18 protein-coding genes are annotated in these 20,488 nt (G+C 70.1%); 3 read left to right on the forward strand and 15 right to left on the reverse strand.

The window, feature by feature from the left end; translation table 11 throughout:
- Positions 1-126: 126 nt before the first annotated feature.
- Complete coding sequence (locus tag VZF99_RS12690) at positions 127-657, reverse strand: DUF6328 family protein (RefSeq protein ID WP_407334957.1); 531 nt, start codon at positions 655-657, stop codon at positions 127-129.
- 298 nt (positions 658-955) lie between these two features.
- On the opposite strand from VZF99_RS12690, the gene VZF99_RS12695 reads away from it, so the two are divergent.
- A complete protein-coding gene (locus VZF99_RS12695; RefSeq protein WP_407334958.1) occupies positions 956-1,501 on the forward strand; it encodes a hypothetical protein in 546 nt (181 codons plus the stop codon).
- A gap of 410 nt (positions 1,502-1,911) precedes the next feature.
- Here VZF99_RS12695 and VZF99_RS12700 read toward each other — a convergent pair whose 3' ends face one another.
- The 3 genes from VZF99_RS12700 to VZF99_RS12710 are packed head-to-tail and all read right to left on the reverse strand — an operon-like array spanning position 1,912 to position 5,661.
- Entirely contained in the window at positions 1,912-2,349 is a 438-nt protein-coding gene (locus VZF99_RS12700) for a hypothetical protein (protein ID WP_061229458.1), read from the reverse strand.
- Positions 2,342-3,919, reverse strand: a complete 1,578-nt coding sequence (locus VZF99_RS12705; protein WP_407334959.1) for a sodium:solute symporter family transporter — start codon at positions 3,917-3,919, stop codon at positions 2,342-2,344. Before VZF99_RS12705 ends, VZF99_RS12700 begins: the two co-directional genes overlap by 8 nt.
- Entirely contained in the window at positions 3,916-5,661 is a 1,746-nt protein-coding gene (locus VZF99_RS12710) for an AMP-binding protein (protein ID WP_407334960.1), read from the reverse strand. Before VZF99_RS12710 ends, VZF99_RS12705 begins: the two co-directional genes overlap by 4 nt.
- Positions 5,662-5,728: 67 nt before the next feature.
- Between VZF99_RS12710 and VZF99_RS12715 the strand changes: the two genes are divergently transcribed.
- Entirely contained in the window at positions 5,729-6,535 is an 807-nt protein-coding gene (locus VZF99_RS12715) for an enoyl-CoA hydratase/isomerase family protein (protein WP_407334961.1), read from the forward strand.
- A 14-nt stretch (positions 6,536-6,549) separates the two neighbouring features.
- Positions 6,550-8,283: a helix-turn-helix domain-containing protein gene (locus VZF99_RS12720; protein ID WP_407334962.1), complete on the forward strand. Its 1,734-nt coding sequence runs from the start codon at positions 6,550-6,552 to the stop codon at positions 8,281-8,283.
- A gap of 101 nt (positions 8,284-8,384) precedes the next feature.
- Here the strand turns inward: VZF99_RS12720 and VZF99_RS12725 are convergent, their stop codons facing one another.
- The 11 genes from VZF99_RS12725 to ureC form a co-directional block, all read right to left on the reverse strand.
- Positions 8,385-8,810 (reverse strand): hypothetical protein, encoded by a 426-nt coding sequence (locus VZF99_RS12725; RefSeq protein WP_120286015.1) that lies wholly within the window; start codon positions 8,808-8,810, stop codon positions 8,385-8,387.
- Positions 8,807-9,673 carry a hypothetical protein gene (locus tag VZF99_RS12730; RefSeq protein ID WP_244200867.1) on the reverse strand — a complete coding sequence of 289 codons (867 nt, stop codon included), beginning with the start codon at positions 9,671-9,673 and terminating at the stop codon, positions 8,807-8,809. The genes VZF99_RS12725 and VZF99_RS12730 overlap by 4 nt, the downstream gene beginning before the upstream one ends.
- 387 nt (positions 9,674-10,060) lie before the next feature.
- Positions 10,061-10,762: an urea ABC transporter ATP-binding subunit UrtE gene (gene urtE / locus VZF99_RS12735; RefSeq protein WP_407334963.1), complete on the reverse strand. Its 702-nt coding sequence runs from the start codon at positions 10,760-10,762 to the stop codon at positions 10,061-10,063.
- Positions 10,759-11,661 carry an urea ABC transporter ATP-binding protein UrtD gene (gene urtD / locus VZF99_RS12740; protein ID WP_407334965.1) on the reverse strand — a complete coding sequence of 301 codons (903 nt, stop codon included), beginning with the start codon at positions 11,659-11,661 and terminating at the stop codon, positions 10,759-10,761. The genes urtE and urtD overlap by 4 nt, the downstream gene beginning before the upstream one ends.
- Positions 11,658-12,821: an urea ABC transporter permease subunit UrtC gene (gene urtC / locus VZF99_RS12745; RefSeq protein ID WP_407336129.1), complete on the reverse strand. Its 1,164-nt coding sequence runs from the start codon at positions 12,819-12,821 to the stop codon at positions 11,658-11,660. The genes urtD and urtC overlap by 4 nt, the downstream gene beginning before the upstream one ends.
- Positions 12,822-12,967: 146 nt before the next feature.
- On the reverse strand, positions 12,968-13,852 hold the full coding sequence (gene urtB / locus VZF99_RS12750; protein WP_407334966.1) for an urea ABC transporter permease subunit UrtB: 885 nt from the start codon (positions 13,850-13,852) through the stop codon (positions 12,968-12,970).
- A 104-nt stretch (positions 13,853-13,956) separates the two neighbouring features.
- A complete protein-coding gene (urtA, locus tag VZF99_RS12755; protein WP_407336130.1) occupies positions 13,957-15,204 on the reverse strand; it encodes an urea ABC transporter substrate-binding protein in 1,248 nt (415 codons plus the stop codon).
- A 437-nt stretch (positions 15,205-15,641) separates the two neighbouring features.
- A complete protein-coding gene (locus tag VZF99_RS12760) occupies positions 15,642-16,601 on the reverse strand; it encodes an urease accessory protein UreD (RefSeq protein WP_407334967.1) in 960 nt (319 codons plus the stop codon).
- Positions 16,598-17,233, reverse strand: a complete 636-nt coding sequence (ureG, locus tag VZF99_RS12765) for an urease accessory protein UreG (protein ID WP_061228858.1) — start codon at positions 17,231-17,233, stop codon at positions 16,598-16,600. The genes VZF99_RS12760 and ureG overlap by 4 nt, the downstream gene beginning before the upstream one ends.
- 175 nt (positions 17,234-17,408) lie before the next feature.
- Positions 17,409-18,263: an urease accessory protein UreF gene (locus VZF99_RS12770; RefSeq protein ID WP_407336131.1), complete on the reverse strand. Its 855-nt coding sequence runs from the start codon at positions 18,261-18,263 to the stop codon at positions 17,409-17,411.
- Positions 18,263-20,458 (reverse strand): urease subunit alpha, encoded by a 2,196-nt coding sequence (gene ureC / locus VZF99_RS12775; protein WP_407334968.1) that lies wholly within the window; start codon positions 20,456-20,458, stop codon positions 18,263-18,265. The genes VZF99_RS12770 and ureC overlap by 1 nt, the downstream gene beginning before the upstream one ends.
- Positions 20,459-20,488: the final 30 nt, after the last annotated feature.

Below are 20,488 nucleotides of genomic sequence, written 5' to 3' on the forward strand. Positions count from 1 at the left end.
CTCGCACCGGCTCCGTGGCCCGCGGTGCCCTGCACCACCAGCGCAGGGCGCGGAGGTCGGGAACCCCCGCCGGGCCCGGAGCTGCGGGGCCCGGAGCGGCGGGGCTCGGCGGTCAGGTGGCGGCGCTCAGTTGGCGGCGTACGGGGTGGCCGCGTGGCGGCGTAGGTGGGCGGGGATGACGACCAGCATGACGACGACGAAGAGCGCCATCACCGCCCCGGCCGCACTCCCCCAGCCCGCGCCCAGGACCACCGTGACGATGAGCGCCACCAGACCGACCAGGGCCAGCGAGAGGATCGCCAACCCGACCCGCGCGAGGAGCGAGGAGACTCGCAGCACGCGGTCCTTGCGGTGAGAGCGGAACACCGCCCGGTGGATCATCACCGGCGCCAGCAGGAGCACCGTCGAGGCCAGGGTGAGCGAGAGGATCACCAGGTAGAGCGCGCGGGCGCCGGTGCCGAGGTCGGCGAACCGGTCCTGGAACGGCACCACCAGTAGGAAACCGGTGAGCACCTGCCCGCCGGTCTGGACGATGCGCAGCTCCTGCAGCAACTCGATCCAGTTGCGGTCGATGCGCTGCGCCTCGGTCTCGTTCCGCTCATAGGCATTGTGACGTGTGACGGCCCGTTGCGGCTCATCAACTCTTTCGATGTCCATGCCGCTCCTCCTCCCTCCTACGCGTGCCCCCGATGATCGTCCGGTCCGGACCGCAGCGCGAGGCTTCCCGTGCATCCACGGCGTACCCAGCCGGTTCGGCTCAGCCCGAATCGGCTCAACCCGCGAGGGCTCGGCGTGGCGGAGGCGGACCTCGTCGTCGTTACCACAGCCCCCTGACCTGCGACGCCCTGAACGGGGGCTGCAGGGCACCGCAGGTCAGCGCGGCTATCAGTTGTGGGACGCCGCACAGAGGCGTGGATCGGCGACCGCGGGCCCGGCGGTGCGGCACGATGAGGACATGGTCAAGCCGTCCAACACCGCTGCCATCGCCTCCGCAACCGGCCGCCCGTGGGACGAGTGGGTCGAACTGCTCGAGCAGGCCGGGGCGCGGGAGAAGAACCACACCGCGATCGCCCAGCTGACGCTCGAGCACATGCCCGGGTCGGTGGAACGGGCCGAGTGGTGGGCCCAGGGCACGGCCATCGCCTACGAGCAGCACGCCGGCCTGCGCGTCCCGGGGCAGTCCTGCGACGGCGACTTCCAGCTCTCCACCTCGCGGACCGTCACGGGAGACAAGGACTCAGCACTGCAGGCGTGGATCGAGCTCGTCGCCGGGCGCGAGGAGTTCGGCGGGATCCCGGTGGACGGCGAGGCGTCGGTGACGCGGTCGGAGAAGTGGCGCTACTGGCGGGTCCCGCTGGCCGACGGCACACGCGTGGCGATCAACTTCAGCGACAAGGCCGGCGGCAAGGCCAGCGTGGGGCTGGCGCACACCAAGCTCGACTCGGCCGAGGCGATCGCCTACTGGCGGCCGGTGTGGAAGGAGCTGCTCGGACAGCTGTGACGAGTGCCGCTGCTACAGGTCAGCGGTACGCCTCGTGAGGCCGAGTCGGCCTGGCTCGAGCTCAGTGTCATCGCCGTCGTCATCGGTCAGTAGGTCCACGAGTGTTGTGGGATCCTTCAGGCGAGCCTGGCCGATGATCTCTTGCTCTTCCGCCGCCATACCCACCTCCGACTCCGCACTCACGGTAACGCTCTGCGCCGCCGGGCGCGAGGTCGCGTTCACTCCCGTGGCCTGCCGACGCTACCGGTTCGGCCGGAGCGAGCGACTGCGTGCGGGGGCGGTGGCGGCCGTTGTCGTCGTCGTACTACCCCGATGGCTTCGCGCAGCCCACGGTGAGGTGCCCGCCCCCACACATGAACGCTCGCCCCGGCGAGTGCCGAGGCGAGCGTTCGTTATGGGGGGCGAGGCGGTCAGCCGGCGACCGCCGCCAGCCGCTTCTCGTCGATCGTGCGGTCGAAGACGAACGCGTACAGCAGACCCGCGCCGACGGCCGTGTAGGGCCAGACGAAGTAGACGATCACGCCCATCGCCATCGACAGGCCCCACAGGGTGGAATCGCCGGCTTCGGCGAGGACCGACCAGAGCACCAGCACGGCCAGGCCCGCGCAATAGGCCACGATCGCCATCGAGGAGGCCTTGTCCCAGGTGCCGTTGGAGCGCAGTGAGCCCAGCAGCATGGTGGTCACGGCGAACAGCGGGACGGCGAGGAACACCATCTGCCACACGTCGAAGATCATGCCGAGCAGTGCGAAGGCGGCTACGCCGACGAACACGTGGATCAGGGTGCCGGCCCGCTTGTGCTCGGGCATGGGTACGCCGGCGCGGTCGAGTGCGGCGAGATCAGACATGGTCGGGCCTTTCGGTGGACGGGGCAGCCGGGCTGGTCGCGGGAGCCGAGCTGGAGGAGGGTGCCGTGGCGGTCGAGCCGGCGAGCGGACGGTCGGTGCCGGTGCCCGGGCCGCCGTAGAGGAACGCCAGGGTCGCGTCGGGGTGGCGGTTGGAGGTGACGAGCGAGACCACGTAGAACAGCAGGATCGACACGAGCAGCGAGATGCCGCCGACCTGCATGTACTCCGGCAGCGAGATGATGTCGCGGGCGGCCAGGGAGCTGATGATGAGGTTGCCGAGGATCGCAAAGACGACGGTCACGGTGGCGGCCGTCGCGGTGGCGCGCTCCCAGTAGATCGACATGACCACCGGGCCGACGATCGCCGCGGCGAACGCGGCCCAGCCCAGCGCGCCGAGCAGGAACACCACCTGCGACAGGAACAGGGTGAGCAGTACCGAGAGCACGACCAGCGTCAGCGTGGAGATCCGGCTCCACAGCAGTTCACGGACCACGCGGATGCCGAACGCGGCGGGCAGGTCGCGCATCATCGACGAGGCGCCGATGGTGATGAAGCTGGAGGCCGAGGACATGATCGCGGCGAGCAGGCCGGTGAGGGCGATGCCGCCGACGATCGGGTGCGTGACCGAGTCGAGGAACCAGATGGCGGTGTCGTCGATGTTCTCCAGTTCGGGGGCGTCGCCGGTGATGGTCATCGAGCGGGTGGCCAGGCCGATGCCGACCGAGAACAGGGTGGTCACCGCGTAGGCGATGCCGGCGACCGCGGCGCCCCACTTGAGCTGCGTCATGTCACGGAGCATGAGGAACTTGGTGAGCAGCTGCGGCTGCCCCACAGCACCGACGAAGATCAGCAGGCCGAAGGCGAAGATGTAGGTGGGCGACTTCACGCCCTCGATCGCCAGCATCTCGGCGCTGGTGGTGGAGATGGTGTCGAGCATGGGCACCCAGCCACCGGCCATCTGGACGGCGAAGAAGAACAGTCCGACGGACATGACCACCATGAGCACGCCCTGGATGAGGTCGGTCCACACGGCCGCGAGCATGCCGCCGGCCATCGTGTAGGCGGCCACGACGAGCGAGCCGATCCACGCGCTGGTCGCCACGGAGGTGCCCAGCAGCAGGGAGATGATCACGCCGATCGCGGTGACCTGCGCCGTCATGTAGGCGACCGAGGCGATGAACACCGCGACCGACATGGTGGCGTGGGAGGTGCGGTCCTGGAAGCGGATGCGGATGAGGTCGGGCACCGAGTAGACGCTGTGCTTCTTGCCGATCCAGTTCAGGCGGCTACCGAGGAGGAACCAGGCGACGGCGAAGCCGAACGGCGCGAACAGTCCGACGGCGATGAGTGCCTGGAAGCCCCACGCGTACGTCTGCCCGGTGCCGCCGACCATGCCCCAGCCGGACTGGATGGACGAGAAGCTGGCGATGGCCATCACGAAGAAGCCCAGCGACTGGCCGGCCACGAGGAATTCCTTGGCCGACTTCATCTTGGTGTTGGCCCAGGCGCCGATGGCGAACATGAGCACGAAATAGACGATGACCACGCCTATCACTACGGGATTGTTCATTTCGTGTCCTCTTCAGTGGGTGTCACGGAGTGCGCTGGATGATGAGCGCGCAGCTGCGCGCGGCGGATCTTGCCGGTGTTGGTGGTGGGGAGTTCGTCGAGGAAGACGACCTCCCGCGGGTACTGGTAGAAGGCCAGGCGCTGTTTGACGAAGGCCTGGATCTCGGCGGCGAGGTCGGCGGTGTGCTCGGCGGTGCGGTCGACTCCCTCCGCGGGGACGACGTACGCGACGATCGCCTCTCCGCGCAGCTCATCGGGCACGCCGATCACAGCCACCATCTCGACGGACGGGTGGCGCAGGATCTGGTCCTCGATCTCGCCGGGGCCCACGCGGTAGCCGGCCGACGAGATGAGGTCGTCGTTGCGGCCGGAGAACCAGAAGTTCCCCTCGTCGTCGACCCTGGCGAGGTCCCCGGTGTGCAGGACGCCGTCGGCGGTCTTCTCCGCGGTCTTCTCGGGCGCGTTCCAGTAACGCAGGAAGGCGTTCGGGCTGGGTAGTTTCACGCAGATCTCGCCGACCTCCCCCGCCGCGACCGGCTCGCCGAGGTGCTCGCCAAGGCTGTCGAGCAGCACGAGGTCGAACCCGGGGGTCGGGCGGCCCATCGAGCCGGGCGGAGTCGAGAACTCGGCGTGGCACGTGCCCACGATGAGATTGCACTCGGTCTGGCCGTAGATCTCGTTGACCCGCACACCCAGTGCCTCGCGCGCCCACTCGGCGACGGCCTCGCCGAGCGCCTCGCCGCCGGAGAACGCGGCCCGCAGCCCGGTGCGCGAGTAGTCCACGTCGGAGGCGCGCATCATCTTGAGGATGGTCGGCGGCAGGAATGAGCAGGTCACGCCGTGTCGACGGAGGATGTGCTCGACGGTCTCCGGGCTGGGCCGCCGGGTGGAGGCGACCACGGGCACCCCGCTGTAGAGGCTGGGCAGCAGCACGTCGAGCAGCCCGCCGGCCCACGCCCAGTCCGCGGGCGTCCAGAACACGTCACCGGACTCGCCTGACTCTCCGGGCTCGCCTGCTGCGGCGCCGCGCGGGAACCCGTCTAGCGCGCGGACCACGCCGGGCATGTGGCCCAGTACGACCCGGTGCCCGTGCAGCGCGCCCTTGGGCTGGCCGGTGGTCCCGGAGGTGTAGATGAGCAGCGCGGGGTCGTCGGGTCCGGTGTCCGCGACGACGACGGCAACGTCGGCCTCCTCCGCCACCGCGAGCGGCAGCACGGTGAGCGCGCCGGTGCTCCCACCCGGGGCCGGAACCGCATCGCCGGTGACGAGCACGGTGCGCAACTCGGGCAGCTCGGCGAGTTCGTCGGCCAGGCGGGCGTAGCAGTCGGCGTCGAACACGGCCGCGACCGCTCCGGAGTCGCCCATGCGGAACAGCGCCGCCTCGGGACCGAACTTCACCGACAGCGGCACCGCGATGGCGCCCATGAGGTACGCGGCCATGTGCGCCACGGCGGTCTCGGCGGACTGCGCGCACATCACGGCGACGCGGTCACCCTCGCCGACCCCGCGCTCCCGCAGGAACGTGATGAGCCGGCGGGCGCGCTCACCGAGTTCGCCGAAGGTGGTGATCTCCGGTGGGTCGTCCCCGCGGTCCACCACGATCGCGGGTGCCCCCTGCGGATGGGCGTCCATGCACGCGGCGCCGATGTTGAATCGTTCCGGGATCTCCCAGTGGAAGCCCTCGGGCCGCAGTGGCGGACTCCACGGGCGCCGCTCTGTGATCTCGTTCACGTCGTCTCGCATGCCCTGAACCGTAGGAGTGGCTTGGACCACATACAATGGAGATTCCCCCTAGCTTCGGAGTGTGCCCATGTCTGAATCTCCATCCCCCTCCACCACCTACGAGTTCCTCACCCTCGAGGTCACCGACGGCATCGCGCTGGTCACCCTGGGCCGACCGCCGGTCAACGCCCTGTCCCGCGCGATGCAGGAGGAACTCCGCGCGGTGGCCGGCGAAGTCTCCGGCCGCGACGACGTCGACGCCGTGGTGTTCACCGGCAGCGAGCGCGTCTTCGCCGCCGGTGCCGACATCAAGGAGATGCGGAACATGCCGTATGCCCGGATGGTCGCCGAGGCCCGCGAGCTGCAGTCCGCGTTCACGGCCGTCGCCGCGATCCCCCAGCCCACCGTCGCCGCCATCACCGGCGCGGCCCTGGGCGGTGGCATGGAACTGGCCCTGTGCTGCGACCGGCGCATCGCCGAGGACAAGGCCAAGCTCGGCCAACCCGAGATCCTGCTCGGCATCATCCCCGGCGCCGGCGGCACGCAGCGCCTCACCCGGCTCGTCGGCCCGGCCGTGGCCAAGGACCTGTGCCTCACCGGCCGCACGCTCACCGCCGCCGAGGCCCTCGAGCTGCGCGCGGTCGAGGAGGTCGTGCCGGACGGGCAGGCCACCGCCCGCGCCCTCGAATGGGCCCGGCAGTTCGTCGGCGGACCCCGCATCGCGCTGCGGGCCGTCAAGGAGGCCGTCGACCGCGGTATCGAGGTGGACCTCGACACCGGCCTGGCCATCGAGCGCGCCCTGTTCGCCGGACTCTTTGCCACCGAGGACCGCGAGATCGGCATGCAGTCGTTCATGGACTCGGGCCCCGGCAAGGCGCAGTTCACCGGCCGCTGAACCCCGCTCGAGCCATGGCCGTCGACCTCGCCCTCGGGCTGCGCGACATCCTCGACGCCTCCGCCGAGCTCGCCTCGGCGGAGGACGAGGACGCCGTGCTGCACATCGCCATCCGCCGGGCCCGCCAACTCGTGGGCACCGACCTGGCGTACGTCATGCTGCTCGACCCCGAGCGCGGCGACACCTACATGCGGATGGCCGAGGGCGCCACCAGTCCCCGGTTCGACACCATCCGCCTGGGCATGGGCCTCGGCCTGGGCGGGCAGGTCGCCGAGGCCATGGCACCCCGCTGGACCCGCAACTACCTGGCCGACGAGCAATACACCCACGTCATCGACCCGATCATCCGCGACGAGGGCGTCAAGGCGATCCTCGGCGTCCCCGTGCGCACCCACGGCCGGCTCACCGGGACATTGTTCACCTCCGACCGGCGCGAACGCGCCTTCTCCCAGGACGAGATCACCCTCGTCGCCCTGCTGGCCGACCAGGTCTCCGCCGCCCTCACCGCCGCCGAACGCGCCTCCCGCCGCCAACGCGACCTCGACTCCACCCGCGACGCCCTCGACATCGCCCACGCCGAGACCGCGCGCCTGTCCGCCACCGTCGACCTGCACGAACGGCTCACCCAGCTGGTCATCGCCGGCACCACCGTCCCCGAGATCGTCGACCTCGTGGTGGACCTCGAGGGCGGCACCGCCGCCGTGTTCGACCTCGCTCACCGGGATATCGGCTCTGCCCGCTCCCCCGAGGGACCGCCCGCCGACCTGCTGCGGCAGGTGTTGGCCGAGGTCGGCACGGAATCCGAGCGATCGACCAGTGCGGTCACCCGGTCTGTGGACGGCCACCTCGTCGTCGTCACCCCTGTCGTCACCGGGCCCGACCACCTCGGGTACGTCACGTTCGCCAGCCGCGGCTCCGTGCCCGCCATCCGGCCCGTCCTGGCGCGCGTGAGCTCGGTGATCGCGCTGATCCTGCTGGGGCACCGCGCGCGCGACGAGGCCGACAACCGCGTCCGCGGCGAGCTACTGGCCGAGGTCCTGGCCCCCGGCGACCACGACCTCGACGCCATCGCCCGACGAGCCGCCCTGCTCGGGGTGGACGTGGACGCCGACCTCGTGGCGCTGGTGATCACGCCCGATGGCGCCCGGATGACGCGCGCGCTGGAGACCGAGTGCCGCTCCCTCGCCCGCGCCGACGACGGGCTGGTCACCACCTACGGCGACCGCGGCGTGATGCTGCTGCCCGGCACCGACGCCGGCGCCACCGCCCGCGACGTCGCCGCCCGCCTCGCCGCCCACTGGGCGACCGTCGGCGCCGCCGGACCCATCGCGGGGGTGGCCGGGCTCGCGGAGGTGGGCGACCACGTCGAACGGGCCGGACGCGCCGCCCGCCTGCTCCTCGCGCTCGACCGGGCCGGCGACGGCGCCGCCACCGAGGAACTGGGGCTGTACGGGCTGCTGTTCAGCGAGGTCGACCGCGAGTTCGTCACCCAGTTCATCGAGCGCAACCTCGGCCCGGTGCGCGACTTCGACCGCACCCGCGGCACCTCGCTGCTCGACACCCTCGACGCGTGGTTCGCCGCCGACGGCAGCCCCTCCGCCACCGCCGAGCGACTGTTCGTGCACGTCAACACCGTGTACCAGCGGCTCGACCGGCTGGACACGGTGCTGGGCGCCGGGTGGCGACGCGGCGACCGGGCGCTCGAGCTGCGGCTGGCGCTGCGCTTGGCGGAATTGCGGGGGGCATGAGGTGCGTCGGGCGTGAGGTGCGGGGGCGAGAGGTGCGCCGGCCCGACCCAGACCTGGGGTGCCCTGCACGGGCCGTGCAGGGCACCCCAGGTCAGCGGCGGTTAGAGCTCAAGCGGGTTCTCGTCGGTACCGAAGTCCGACCAGAACTTCCCGAAGTCCTCGAGCTCCGACAGGGGAGATGACTGCGCGAGCTCGACGATTCCGCCCACGACTGTTTGAACCAAGCGCGGATCGCCCGTCTCCATCGCCTGGTCGAGGCGCTCGAACATCGCCCGATTGGTCTCGCGACGTTCCTCGAAAACCCGGTCAAAGTACATCCGGAGCGTGTTTTCTGCAGCCTGCAGCCTGCGGATCTGTACCGCCTCCGCTGCGGCGATCGCTGCCCGCCGCGACTGTTCGACTTGACTGATCTCGCCGTATTCGCGCGCCGCGGCAACCACCGCATCCAGAGCTTTCAAGGCGTCCAAGTTTTCGATCGAGCCGATGACTTTCCCGACGACCTCGCCCGGTATCGGTTTTGAACTCACGCGCTCGACTCCTTCACCCACGTCTTGTATTTCACGGCAAACCTAGCCGACTCTTCGTCCAGGTGACCGTGTTTGTCGACCAGGGCAGCTGACGCTACGTCGCGCACGCCCAGAGTCAGGTGCAGCGCATCCTGGAAAGGGGCGGCGTGCTTCTGCGGATCGAAGTCTTCCGCCTCGAGTAAGTCGAGAGCCGCAACTGCGCGATCCACCAGGGCATCGAGCACATCCCCCAGCTCAGTCGCCCTCGACATGATCGCCTCGAACTCTGCCCTGGCCACGTTCATTTCAGCAATAGCCTCGGCAACCTGCGCTTCGCTGGCTCGAGCCTTTGCCTTTGCCTTTCCTCCTTGCCCATTGACGACAACACCGCTCACCAAGAGTGCCGGCCCGATCGTGACGAAGTTCAGCGCGAGGGCTCCTGCCGCCATGCCCCCACCCCCGGCAGCGAGGCTTCCACCCCCCAGGGCCGCCATCGTGGCGTTGGTGGCTGCGACACCGGACAGCGACGAAATAGCGGTCCCGGTGCTAGCACTGGCAAACGCCGTAACTGCCGATGTGACCCCGCTGCTGGCTGCCATGCCCGCAACAGCCGACCCGGCTAATCCTCCGACCCAAGCCATCGATTGTTGGTCGAGACCGGTACCGATCGACACCTGGCCGATGGTCACGTCGAGACCGTCCAGGAGCAGCTTCTCGCTCTCCTTGATCTGCTTCTCGTTGCGGCGCATGAACTCTGCAAATCGCTCAACTACCAGCGACAGAGCGCGCTGCTGCCGACCCCCAAGCTCAACCAGGGCGGTGTTGGTCCGATCCCCTAGCTTCTCCAACTCGGCGCGTTCTGCCTCGTACTCTTCGATCGCCACACGGATCGATTCTCTCGCATTCTTGATTCCGAGCCCGCCCTTGAGACCGAGAGCGGCTCCGCCCATTCCGCTGACAGCGCCGGCGCCCATCAGTGCAAGGGGGATGAGGGGTAGAACCATGGCATTCCTCTCGAGCCAATGGAACGGCCGCCCGTTTATCGGTCGGCAGTGAGGGGAACCCTGTTCACATCCAGGGCGACGCTAGAGATTCTAAACATTCGCTAGCAAAGGCGCACCATTGCGGTACTAGAGCAACGGCTGCTCGGGTCTCGCAGGCCGCTGACCTGCGGTGCCCTGGAACGGGGTTGCAGGGCACCGCAGGTCAGAGCAGTTTCCGGGCTGTGTCGGCCCGGTCCCGGGCACCGTCGCGGGCGCGCGAGGGCGGACTCAGATCGCCAGCGCCGCCGAGACCTCGTGGGCGGCGGCGTCGTCGGAGGCACCGGAGTGCGAGATCCGCCCGGACTCCATGACGTAGTAGACGTCCGAGGCGCGTAGCGAGAATCCCACGTGCTGCTCAACGAGCAGGACAGACAGGTCACCGCGGGAGGCCAGGTCCACGATGATGCGCTCGATCTCCGCGACGACGTTGGGTTGGATGCCCTCCGTGGGTTCGTCCAGCACCAGCATCCGCGGTTCGGTGATGAGCGTCCGGGCGATCGCCAACTGCTGCCGCTGGCCGCCGGAGAGCAGGCCGGCCTTGCGGTCGAGCAGCTCCTTGAGCGCCGGAAAGAGGTCCAGCGACTCGTCGATCAGCGCCTTGCCGCGCTTGCGCCCGTCGGCGACCACCTGGAGGTTCTCGGCCGTCGTGAGCTGGGTGAACGACTGCTGACCCTGCGGGACGTAGCCGATCCCGCGGGCCACCCGCGCGTGCGGACGCAGGGAGGTGATGTCCTCGCCGTCGAACTCGATCGTCCCGCCCTTACAGGGCAACAGTCCCACCGCGGTCCGCAGCAGGGTCGTCTTGCCGGCACCGTTGTGGCCGAGGATCGCGGCCACTCCCCCGGCCGGGACCTCGAGGTCGACACCGTGGACGACCTCCGAGCCGCCGTAGCCCGCGCGGACGCCGGTCATCTTGAGCAGTGCGGTCATCGTGGGGTCTCCTCGGTCTCGTCTGCCAGCTCGGTGCCGGTCTCGGCGGCGGTGCCCAGGTAGACCTGCTGCACCTTGGGGTCGGCCTGGATCTCGGCGACGGTGCCCTCGGCGAGCACCTTGCCGGCGGCCAGGACGGTGACGGTGGTGGCGAACGCGCGCATGAAGTCCATGTCGTGCTCCACCACCACGACGGTGCGGTCGGCGGCGATCCGCTGCAGCAGTTCCCCGGTGGCCTGCCGCTCCTCGGCGCCCATGCCGGCGACGGGCTCGTCGAGCAGCATGACGTCGGAGTCCTGCACCAGCAGCATGCCGATCTCCAGCCACTGCTTCTGCCCGTGCGCCAGCACCCCGGCTTTGGTGCCGGCCAGGTGCTCGAGCCCGATGGTCTCCAGCGCCTCGGTCACCTTGTCCTCCCGGCCGTGGCGGCGCCGCAGCAGGGTGAGCGGGCCGCGGCGGGCGCCGGCGGCGATGTCGAGGTTCTGCTCCACGGTGAGGTCCTCGAACACCGACGCCGTCTGGAACGTGCGGCCGATGCCCATCTTGGCGATCTTGTGCGTCTTGAGCCCCAGCACCGGCTGGCCGGACTTGTCGACGGTGCCGGTGGCGGGCACGAGCCCGGTGATCGCGTCGACGACGGTCGTCTTGCCGGCGCCGTTCGGGCCAATGAGGAAGCGCAGGTCGCCCTGGATCAGGGTGAGATCGACACCGTCCACGGCCTTGAAGCCGTCGAACGTCACCGTCAGGTCGCGGACCTCGAGGTAGGTGCCTGCGCCTCCTTCACCGGAGCGAGTGCGGGCGTTCTTGCGGGCGCCGGAGCCGGGCAGGCCGATCTCGGCGCCGGTCAGGGTGCCGGCCGACAGCGCGGCACCGATGCCGAAGGCGGTGGACGGGGTCATCGGGACTCCTCGGGGGAAGCGGCGCCTGACGCCGTCGAATCGGGTTCAGGTTCGGCGGTGCCGGTGGTGGCGGGCCGGTCGGAGGTGGCGGAGTTCGTCGTCGTCGTGGTCGTCGTGGTCGTCGTGGTCGGCTCCTGGCCCTTGGCGCGCCGACGTCGCATCACGAACAGCGACGCCAGGCCGCCGGGCAGGAACCCCACCACCACGATGAACAAGATGCCCTGCAGGTAGGTCCACTGCGACGGGTAGGCCTCGGAGAACGCGGTCTGCGCCCAGGCCACACCGATCGCGCCGAGCACCGGGCCGAGCAGGGTCGCGCGGCCGCCGATCGCGACGCCGATGAGGAACGCGATCGAGGGTGCGATACCGATCGCCGACGGCGAGATGATCCCCACGATCGGCACGAACAGTGCCCCGGCGAGCCCCGCGGCGAACGCGGCCACGGCGTAGGCGAACGACTTGACCATCGCCGGGTCGTAGCCGAGGAACCGCACGCGCTCCTCCTGGTCACGGACGGCCACGAGCAACTCGCCGAACCGGGAATTCATGAGCTGGCGCACCAGCAGCACCACGAGGAGCAGCGCGCCGCCGGCGAGGAAGTACAGCATCCGCCGGTTGGCCGGGTCGGACAGCGCGAACCCGAAGAACCCGGTGAAGCGGTTGAGCCCGTTGGACCCGCCCAGCTCCGGCCGGCTCACGAGGAAGATCGCGGCGGCCGCCGCCAGGGCCTGCGAGAGGATCGCGAAGTAGGCGCCCTTGACTTTGCGGTTGAACACCAGGTAGCCGAACCCGAACGCCAGCAGCGGCGGGACCAGCAGGATCACCGCGAGCGTGAACCCGGGCGAGGCGAACGGCACCCAGTACCCGGGCATCTCGCGCATCCCGGCGATCTGCATGAAGTCGGGCAGCGCGTCGGCGCCTCCGCGGTCGCGGGCGTCGGAGATCTTGAGGAACATCGCCATCGCGTAGGCGCCCACGCCGAAGTACACGCCCTGGCCGAGGGTCAGCATGCCGCCGCGCCCCCACGCCAGACCGATGCCACTGGCGACGATCGCGTAGCAGAAGAATTTGGCCAGCAGGCTCAGCCGGAAGTCGCTCAGCAGCGCGGGCGCGAGACCGAAGATGATCAGCGCGGCCACCGCGAGCGCGGCCCAGAACATCCACCGTGGCCGCTCGGCGTCGCCGGTGAGCAGGCGTCGGGCGCGGGTGCGCCGGGGCGGCGAGGCCGCGGGATCGGGGGCGGTGGTGGCAGCGGAGTCGGCGGAGTCGGCGCCGCCAGCCGCTCGGGTGACGGAGATGGTCTTGGTCATGCCAGGCTCCTGGTCTTGACGGCGAACAGGCCCTGCGGGCGCACCTGCAGGAAGATGATGATGGCGACAAAGACGAGCACCTTGGCCACCGACGCGGTGGTGGAGTACTCGAAGAACGAGTGCAGGACCCCGAGCGCGAACGCCGCGATCACGGCGCCCCGCAGCTGGCCGAGACCACCCACGACCACCACGAGGAACGCGTCGATGAGATACGACTGGCCGATCGTGGGGCTGGTCGAGCCTATGAGCGTGAGCGCCACCCCGGCGACGCCGGCCAGGCCGGAGCCGATGAAGAACGTGGTGATGTCGGTGCGGCGGGAGCTGATGCCCGACGACTCGGCGAGGTCACGGTTGAGCGTGACCGCCCGGATGCAGCGGCCCATGGGCGTGAACTTCATCGCGGCCATGACCGCGGCGACGCAGGTGATCGCCAGGACGAAGATGAACACGCGAGTCAGAGGCACCGACGCACCGAGCAGTTCGACGCTGCCGCGCAGGAACTCCGGGACCGCCACGTTGACGGCCGGGGCGCCCCAGATGTCGCGGGCGATCTGCTGCAGGACCAGGCCCACACCGAACGTCACGAGCAGGGTGTCGAGCGGACGGGCGTAGAGGCGCCTGATGAGCGTCACCTCGAGCAGCACGCCGAGCAGGCCGCCGACGACGAAACCCAGGACCAGGGACAACAGCAGGCTCATCCCAGAGGCGGCGGTGATCTGCTGGACGACGTAGGCGGTGTAGCAGCCGGCCATGATGAACTCGCCGTGGGCCATGTTGATGACGCCCATCTGGCCGAACGTCAGGCTCAGGCCGAGGGCGGCGAGCAGGAGGATGGAGCCGATGCTCAATCCGGTCGCGAGTTGTCCGATGAGGATGTCCACATCGGCTCCTTTCTCCGGGTCCCGCCTTCCCCTCCCCCGCTCCCGACTGACGGGCCGGGAGCGGGGTGGGTCGGGCGGGGTGGGCGGGGCTGGTCGGGTGGGCGTCAGTTCCCGGACAGGTCGCCGGCCCAGTCGTAGGTCTCGAGGAACGGGTCGGGCTCGATGGCCTCGCCGGAGCTCCACACCTCGTAGATCAGGCCGTCGGGGCGGATCTCGCCGACGATGGCGGTCTTGGAGATGTGGTTGTTCTCGCCGTTGATGGTGACGGTGCCCTCGGGGGCGTCGAAGCTGACGCCGTCGGCGGCGTCCTGGATGGCGTCGACGGCGAAGGAGTCCGCCTTCTCGACCGTGTTCTTCCACAGGTAGACCGACGTGTACGCGGCTTCCATCGGATCGGAGGTGACGCGGTTCGCGCCGTACTTCGCCTTGAACGCGTCGACGAACGCGGTGTTCTCCGGCGAGTCGATCGTCTGGTAGTAGTTCCACGAGGTCAGCTGGCCGTCGATGTTCGCGGCGCCGATGCCCTGGACCTCCTCCTCGGCGATCGACACGCTCACCACCGGGGTGTCCTCGGCGGACAGGCCGGCGTTGGAGTACTCGCGGAAGAACGCCACGTTGGAGTCGCCGTTGAGCGTGTTGAACACGGCGTCCGGGTTGGCGGTGCGCACCTTGTTGACGATGGTGGAGAAGTCGGTCGAGCCGAGCGGGGTGTAGTCCTCGCCGAGGATCTCGACCTCGTTGGCCTCGGCCCACGCCTTGATGACGCGGTTGGCGGTCTGCGGGAAGACGTAGTCCGAGCCCACGAGGTACATGGACTCCACGCCCTGCTCCTTGAGGTACTCCAGGGCGGGGACGATCTGCTGGTTGGTGGTGGCGCCGGTGTAGAAGATGTTCTCCGACGCCTCGAGGCCCTCGTACTGCACCGGGTAGTAGAGCAGCGCGTTGGCGTCCTCGACCACGGGCAGCATCGCCTTGCGGGAGGACGAGGTCCAACCGCCGAAGATCGCGGCGACGCAGTCGCTGGTGATGAGCTTCTGCGCCTTCTCCGCGAACACGGCCGGGTCGGAAGCGCCGTCCTCCACGACGGGTTCGATCTGCTTGCCCAGCACCCCGCCCTCGGCGTTGATCTGCTCGATCGCCAGCGCCACCGAGTCACGCACGGTCTTCTCGGAGATGGCCATCGTCCCGGACAGCGAGTGCAGCGAGCCCACCTTGATCGTGTCGCCGGAGGTGTCCACGCAGGACTCGGCGGCGGCCGCGGCGGTGTCGCCGGTCCGGCTTCCGCAGGCGGTGAGCGCACCCGCACCCAGGATCACGAGGCCGGCGGTGGCCAGTGCACGCCGGGTGCGGATCGAGCGCGGCGTCTGGCTCGCGCGAGCTGTCTTCCCAGAGGAGATGGAGGTGGAGTTCACGTGGTTGACCTGACCTTCACTGACCGGCTGTCGAGTGCTCCCGCGGGCTGCGGGGCTCGAAGCGCGATGTGGATAAAGGTAAGGACATGATGTGAGTCAGCTGAGTCGCCGGTGTTTCGCCACCGTTGCCTCTACCGGCGTTGTGTGAACGCTGTGTTTCTCGTCCACCCCGCGATACAAGTGCGCGGGCGCGGCCGGCTGAGCCCGCACGCCGCTCCTGCGCCCGGGGTTACGCGTTCGCTCCGGCTTGCGATGCTTCTTTGTACGCACACGCGCGGGATGTGCTGGCGGAACGGTCCATAGAGGGCGCATACCCCGATGGACTGGGCGTCGGCGGGCTGGGCGGCGGCCGTCGTCTCTCGGGGCCGGCCCGGCTCTCAGCTCTTGCGCAGGTCCGGCGCCGGCGCACCGAGGAGATGGACTCGCGCGGCGGACCAGACCGCGCGCACCGCTGCCTCCACGTTCTCCTGCCCGCGGCCGAGCACCCGCAGCCAGGCGCCGCAGCCGTCGGGCAGGGTGCTCACCCCGCACCGCACCGCCGCATCAAGGCCATCCGAGTTCGGGGTCGCGGACCCGATCGCCTCGGCCGCGTCGCGCATGACCGCCGCGAGCTCCTCCGCCGGGCCGGGCGCCACGACGAACAGGGTCCCGATCGCGTCGGCGTCTCCTGTGACCAGCGGGTGGCCGGCCTCGTCGCGGGTGATGTGGGTGGTGTCCACGGCGAGCAGGGTGCCGTCGGGGCGGGAGATCTCCACGGCCGAGACGTAGGCGTCCACGTCCCAGCTCTCCCCGCGGGCCACGCGTCCGGCGGTGAGGACGTCGGCGGCGATGAGCACGGCGTCGTCGGGCACCTCGGCCCGCAGCCGCTGCTGGAACCGGCTGCCGCCGTACGGGATGAGCGGGTCCGGCAGCCACTCGCACACCGCGCCCGCGCCCAGCGTCAGGGCGACGTCCTGCGTGGCGTAGCCGACGTCCATCCGGTGCACGCGGTTCGCGGCCTGGGTGGTGACCAGTGCGTGCGCGCCGGCGGACACCCGGACGTCCATGTCGAGCCGGTCGCCGCCGACGATCCCGCCGCCGGTCGACATCACGTACACCGTCGGCATCTGGCGCAGCACCGGGTCGATGTACAGCGGCCGCATCACCTGCAGCGGGGACTTCTGGAACCGTTCGGCCAGTACCGTGCGGCCGCGGCCGTCCCGGCGGAAGGCCAGGTCCAGCACGCCGACCTTGCCGGGCGAGCCGACGGGCAGCGCGCCGGGCCCGGACTGCGGTCCGGCGGCGACGGCGGGCCACACGAACCCCGGGTCGGCGGCCCGGGTCAGCCGGTCGCTCACCGTGCGGGCAGCAGTTCCACCCGGCGGGACTCGAAGTAGTCGAGCACCTCGGCGATGCCGGTCCCGGAGAGGCAGTCGGTGAGCGCGACGGGCTTGCCCGAGCGGACGCGGTCAGCGTCCGAGGACATGATTCCCAGATCGCAGCGCACGTACTGGGCGATGTCGATCTTGTTGATCACCAGCAGGTCGCACTCGGTGATGCCGGGCCCGCGCTTGCGGGGCATCTTCTCGCCTTCGGCGGTGTCCAGGACGAAGACGAACAGGTCGACCAGTGCCGGCGAGAACGTCAGGGTGAGATTGTCGCCGCCGGACTCGTAGATGAGGGTGTCGACGTCCGGGTGGTCCTCGAGCATCTCCGCCCCCACCGCGAGGTTCATGGTGGGGTCGTCGCGCACGGCGGTGTGCGGGCACGAGCCTGTCTCCACGCCCACCACCCGGGCGGGATCGAGGACTCCGGCCAGGGTGCGGCGGACGTGCTCGGCGTCCTCCTGCGTGTAGATGTCGTTGGTGATGACGGCCGGGGTGCGTCCCCGGGCGATCAACTCTGGGACCAGCGCCTCGATGAGAGCGGTCTTGCCTGAGCCCACCGGCCCACCGATCCCGATCCGCAACACCTGCTGTGCCTCTGCCATGGACGAGACGCTAACGCAGCCGTGTTTCGGCAGTGTTGCGCGGCGTACGCAGCGCGGCCCTGCCCTCGGCGGGATCCGCCCTGACCTGGGGTGCCCTGCATCGCACGTTCAGGGCACCCCAGGTCAGAGCGCTACCGGGTACGCAGGTACTCCGGTCAGGAGGGTGGAGGCCGGGTCACGAGGCGAACAGCCGGGCGTCGGCGCGTTCGTGGTGGCAGGACGCCAGGTCCAGCACTGGCGCGAACCCGCCGAGTTCCTCCAGCGACCGGCCCACCGCAGCGTCGGCGACCTCGGCGATCACCGGAGCCGCCCCGCGCACCAGCGCCTGCGCGGTGCGGTGATCGGCCAGTCGCAGTCGCAGCGCGGCGCCGGACAGGCTGATGACCAACGCGGTGAGGTCCGCGGCCACGGCCTCCCGCTGGCTCAGCCCCCCGCGGGCATAGACCACGCCCATGACGACCGACTGCGATCCCGGCGAGAGGCGGGCCCGGACGTGGTCGTTCCATGCGGACACCACCGGGTCGTCGAGGAGTTCGGCGGCGAGGTCGAGGACCTGCTTTCCGGTGCGGGTGGCGCCGTCGCGGAACTCGCGGGTCAGTCGGGTGGCGTGCAGCCGCCGGTCGACGCGGGTCAGCGCTGCGAGCAGGGCGGCAGTGTCAGTGTCAGTGTCAGTGCAAGCAGGATTGGCGGCCGGCGGCGGGGCGAGCTCGTGGGTCGCCGCCCAGGCGAGGGCCAGCGCGGTCGCCTCGGCCGGGCCGGCGGAATACCGCAGGATCCCGTGCACGGCCTCGGCCACGGACCGCGCCCCGGCCCCGGCGCCGCCCTTGACAGCGCCGCCCTCCACAGCGCCCAACTGCCGGAGCCCCTCGAGCCCGTGCGAGAGCGTGTACATGCCCGAGGGGAACGAGGAGTCGGTGAACTGCAGCGCTAACAGCAGAGTCGCCAGTTCGGCACGACCCGCATCCGGCACACCATCCGGGACGCGGCGGCCCTCGTCGTCGTGGTCGTCGTGGTCGTCGTGGTCGGTCATCACGCGAGGTAGTGGAGCTGGGCCAGCGGCAACGTGGTGGCGGGGGCGATGGTGGCCACCTCGCCGTCGACGGTCACCACGTAGGTCTCGGGATCCACCTCGATGACCGGGCAGCGGTCGTTGCGGACCATGTCCTTCTTGCCGATCCCCCGGCAGCCACGCACGGAAAGGCACGGCGAGGTCAGGCCCAGCTGTTCGGGCACGCCCGCCTCGATCGCGGCGGCGGACAGGAACGTCACCCGCGTGGACTGCAGCGCCCCGCCGTACGCGCCGAACATCGGGCGGTAGATCACCGGCTGCGGCGTGGGCAGCGACGCGTTGGGATCGCCCATCGGCGCCCACACGATCATCCCGCCCTTGATGATCAACGACGGCTTGGCGGCAAACGAGTCGACCGGCCACAACACGAGATCGGCGAGCTTGCCGGGTTCGATCGAGCCGAGGTGGTCGGCGATGCCCGCGGCGATGGCGGGGTTGATGGTCATCTTGGCGACGTAGCGCAGGACGCGCGCGTTGTCGTTGCGGTCGCTGTCCTCCGGCAGCGGACCCCGCTCGACGCGGCAATGGTGGGCGGTCTGGAACGCGCGCTGCCACGACTCCCCGATCCGGCCCATGGCCTGCGAGTCCGAGGAGAAGATCGAGATGATCCCCTCGTCGTGCAGGACGGTCTCGGCGGCGATCGTCTCGGCGCGCACCCGGGAGTCGGCGAAGCTCACGTCCTCCGGGATGTCGTGCGACAGGTGGTGGCACACCATGACCATGTCCAGCAGTTCGTCCACCGAGTTCACGGTGTACGGCAGCGTCGGGTTGGTCGAGGCGGGCAGGACGTTGGGCTCGCCGCACACCCGCAGGATGTCGGGGGCGTGGCCGCCGCCTGCGCCCTCGGAGTGGAACGTGTGGATGGTGGAATCGCCGAACGCGGCACGCGTGTCCTCGTAGAAGCCCGACTCGTTGAGGGTGTCGGTGTGGATCGCGACCTGCACGTCGTAGGAGTCCGCGACCTCCTGCACGCAGCGGATCGCCGCAGGCGTGGTGCCCCAGTCCTCGTGGATCTTCAGCCCCGCCGCGCCGGCCACGATCTGCTCGACCGCCGACTCCGGCTGCGACGTGTTGCCCTTGCCCAGCACCCCGATGTTCACCGGCAGCCCGTCGGCGGCCTGCAGCATCCGCCCGATGTTCCACGCGCCCGGCGTGCAGGTGGTGCCCTTGGTGCCCTCGGCGGGGCCGGTGCCGCCGCCGAACAGGGTGGTCACGCCGTTGCTCAAGGCTTCCTCGACCTGCTGTGGCGCGATGTAGTGGATGTGGGTGTCCACGCCGCCGGCGGTGACGATCTTGTGCTCACCCGCCACCACCTCGGTGCCGGGCCCGATCACCAGTTCCGGATGCACCCCGTCCTGCAGGTGCGGGTTGCCTGCCTTGCCCACGGCCACGATCCGCCCGTCGCGCACACCGATGTCGCCCTTGACCACACCGAGCACCGCGTCGACGATGATCGCGCCCGTGATCACCAGGTCCAACGCGCCCGACGCCCGCGTGCCCGCCGGGTCCTGCGCCATCCCGTCGCGGATCGCCTTGCCGCCGCCGTAGACGGCCTCGTCGCCGTAGCCGCTGCTGCCGTCGGTGGTCACCGCGTTGTGGTCGGTGACGATCTCGATCACCAGGTCGGTGTCGGCCAACTGAAGTCGGTCGCCGACCGTGGGTCCGTAGATATCGGTATAGGTGGCGCGCGGGAGCACGGTCGGCGGGCCCTCGGCTGCGGGCACAGCGTCCGGGGCGGGCGCGACCTCGTCGTCGTCGTTGTTGTCAGGGCTGTCGCCGCCCCCGCCGCTGTGCAGGAACCCCCCGGCGACCATCCGCTCCAGCGCGCGCTCGCGCACGGCCGGGTCGTCGAGCGGGCCGTCGACCAACCCGGAGAACCCGTGGCACACGCGCTCGCCCGCGAAGTCGACCAGTCGCACCGTCCGCGTCTGGCCCGGTTCGAAGCGCACCGCGAGCCCCGCGCCGATCGCCAGGTGCCGCCCGTACGCCGCGATCCGGTCGAAGCGCAGCTCCCGGTTGGCCTCGAAGAAGTGATAGTGCGAACCCACCTGGACGGCGCGGTCGCCGGTGTTGGTCACGCGCACCTCGAGGGTCGCGCGGCCGGCGCCCAGCTCGATGTCCCCGTCGCCGTAGAGGTAGTGCACCGAACCGGACATGTGTGGCTCCTAGGGTCGTCGGGGTGGGGT

Origin of the sequence: Dietzia kunjamensis, from assembly GCF_045689975.1 — a bacterium.
Lineage (GTDB): Bacteria > Actinomycetota > Actinomycetes > Mycobacteriales > Mycobacteriaceae > Dietzia > Dietzia kunjamensis.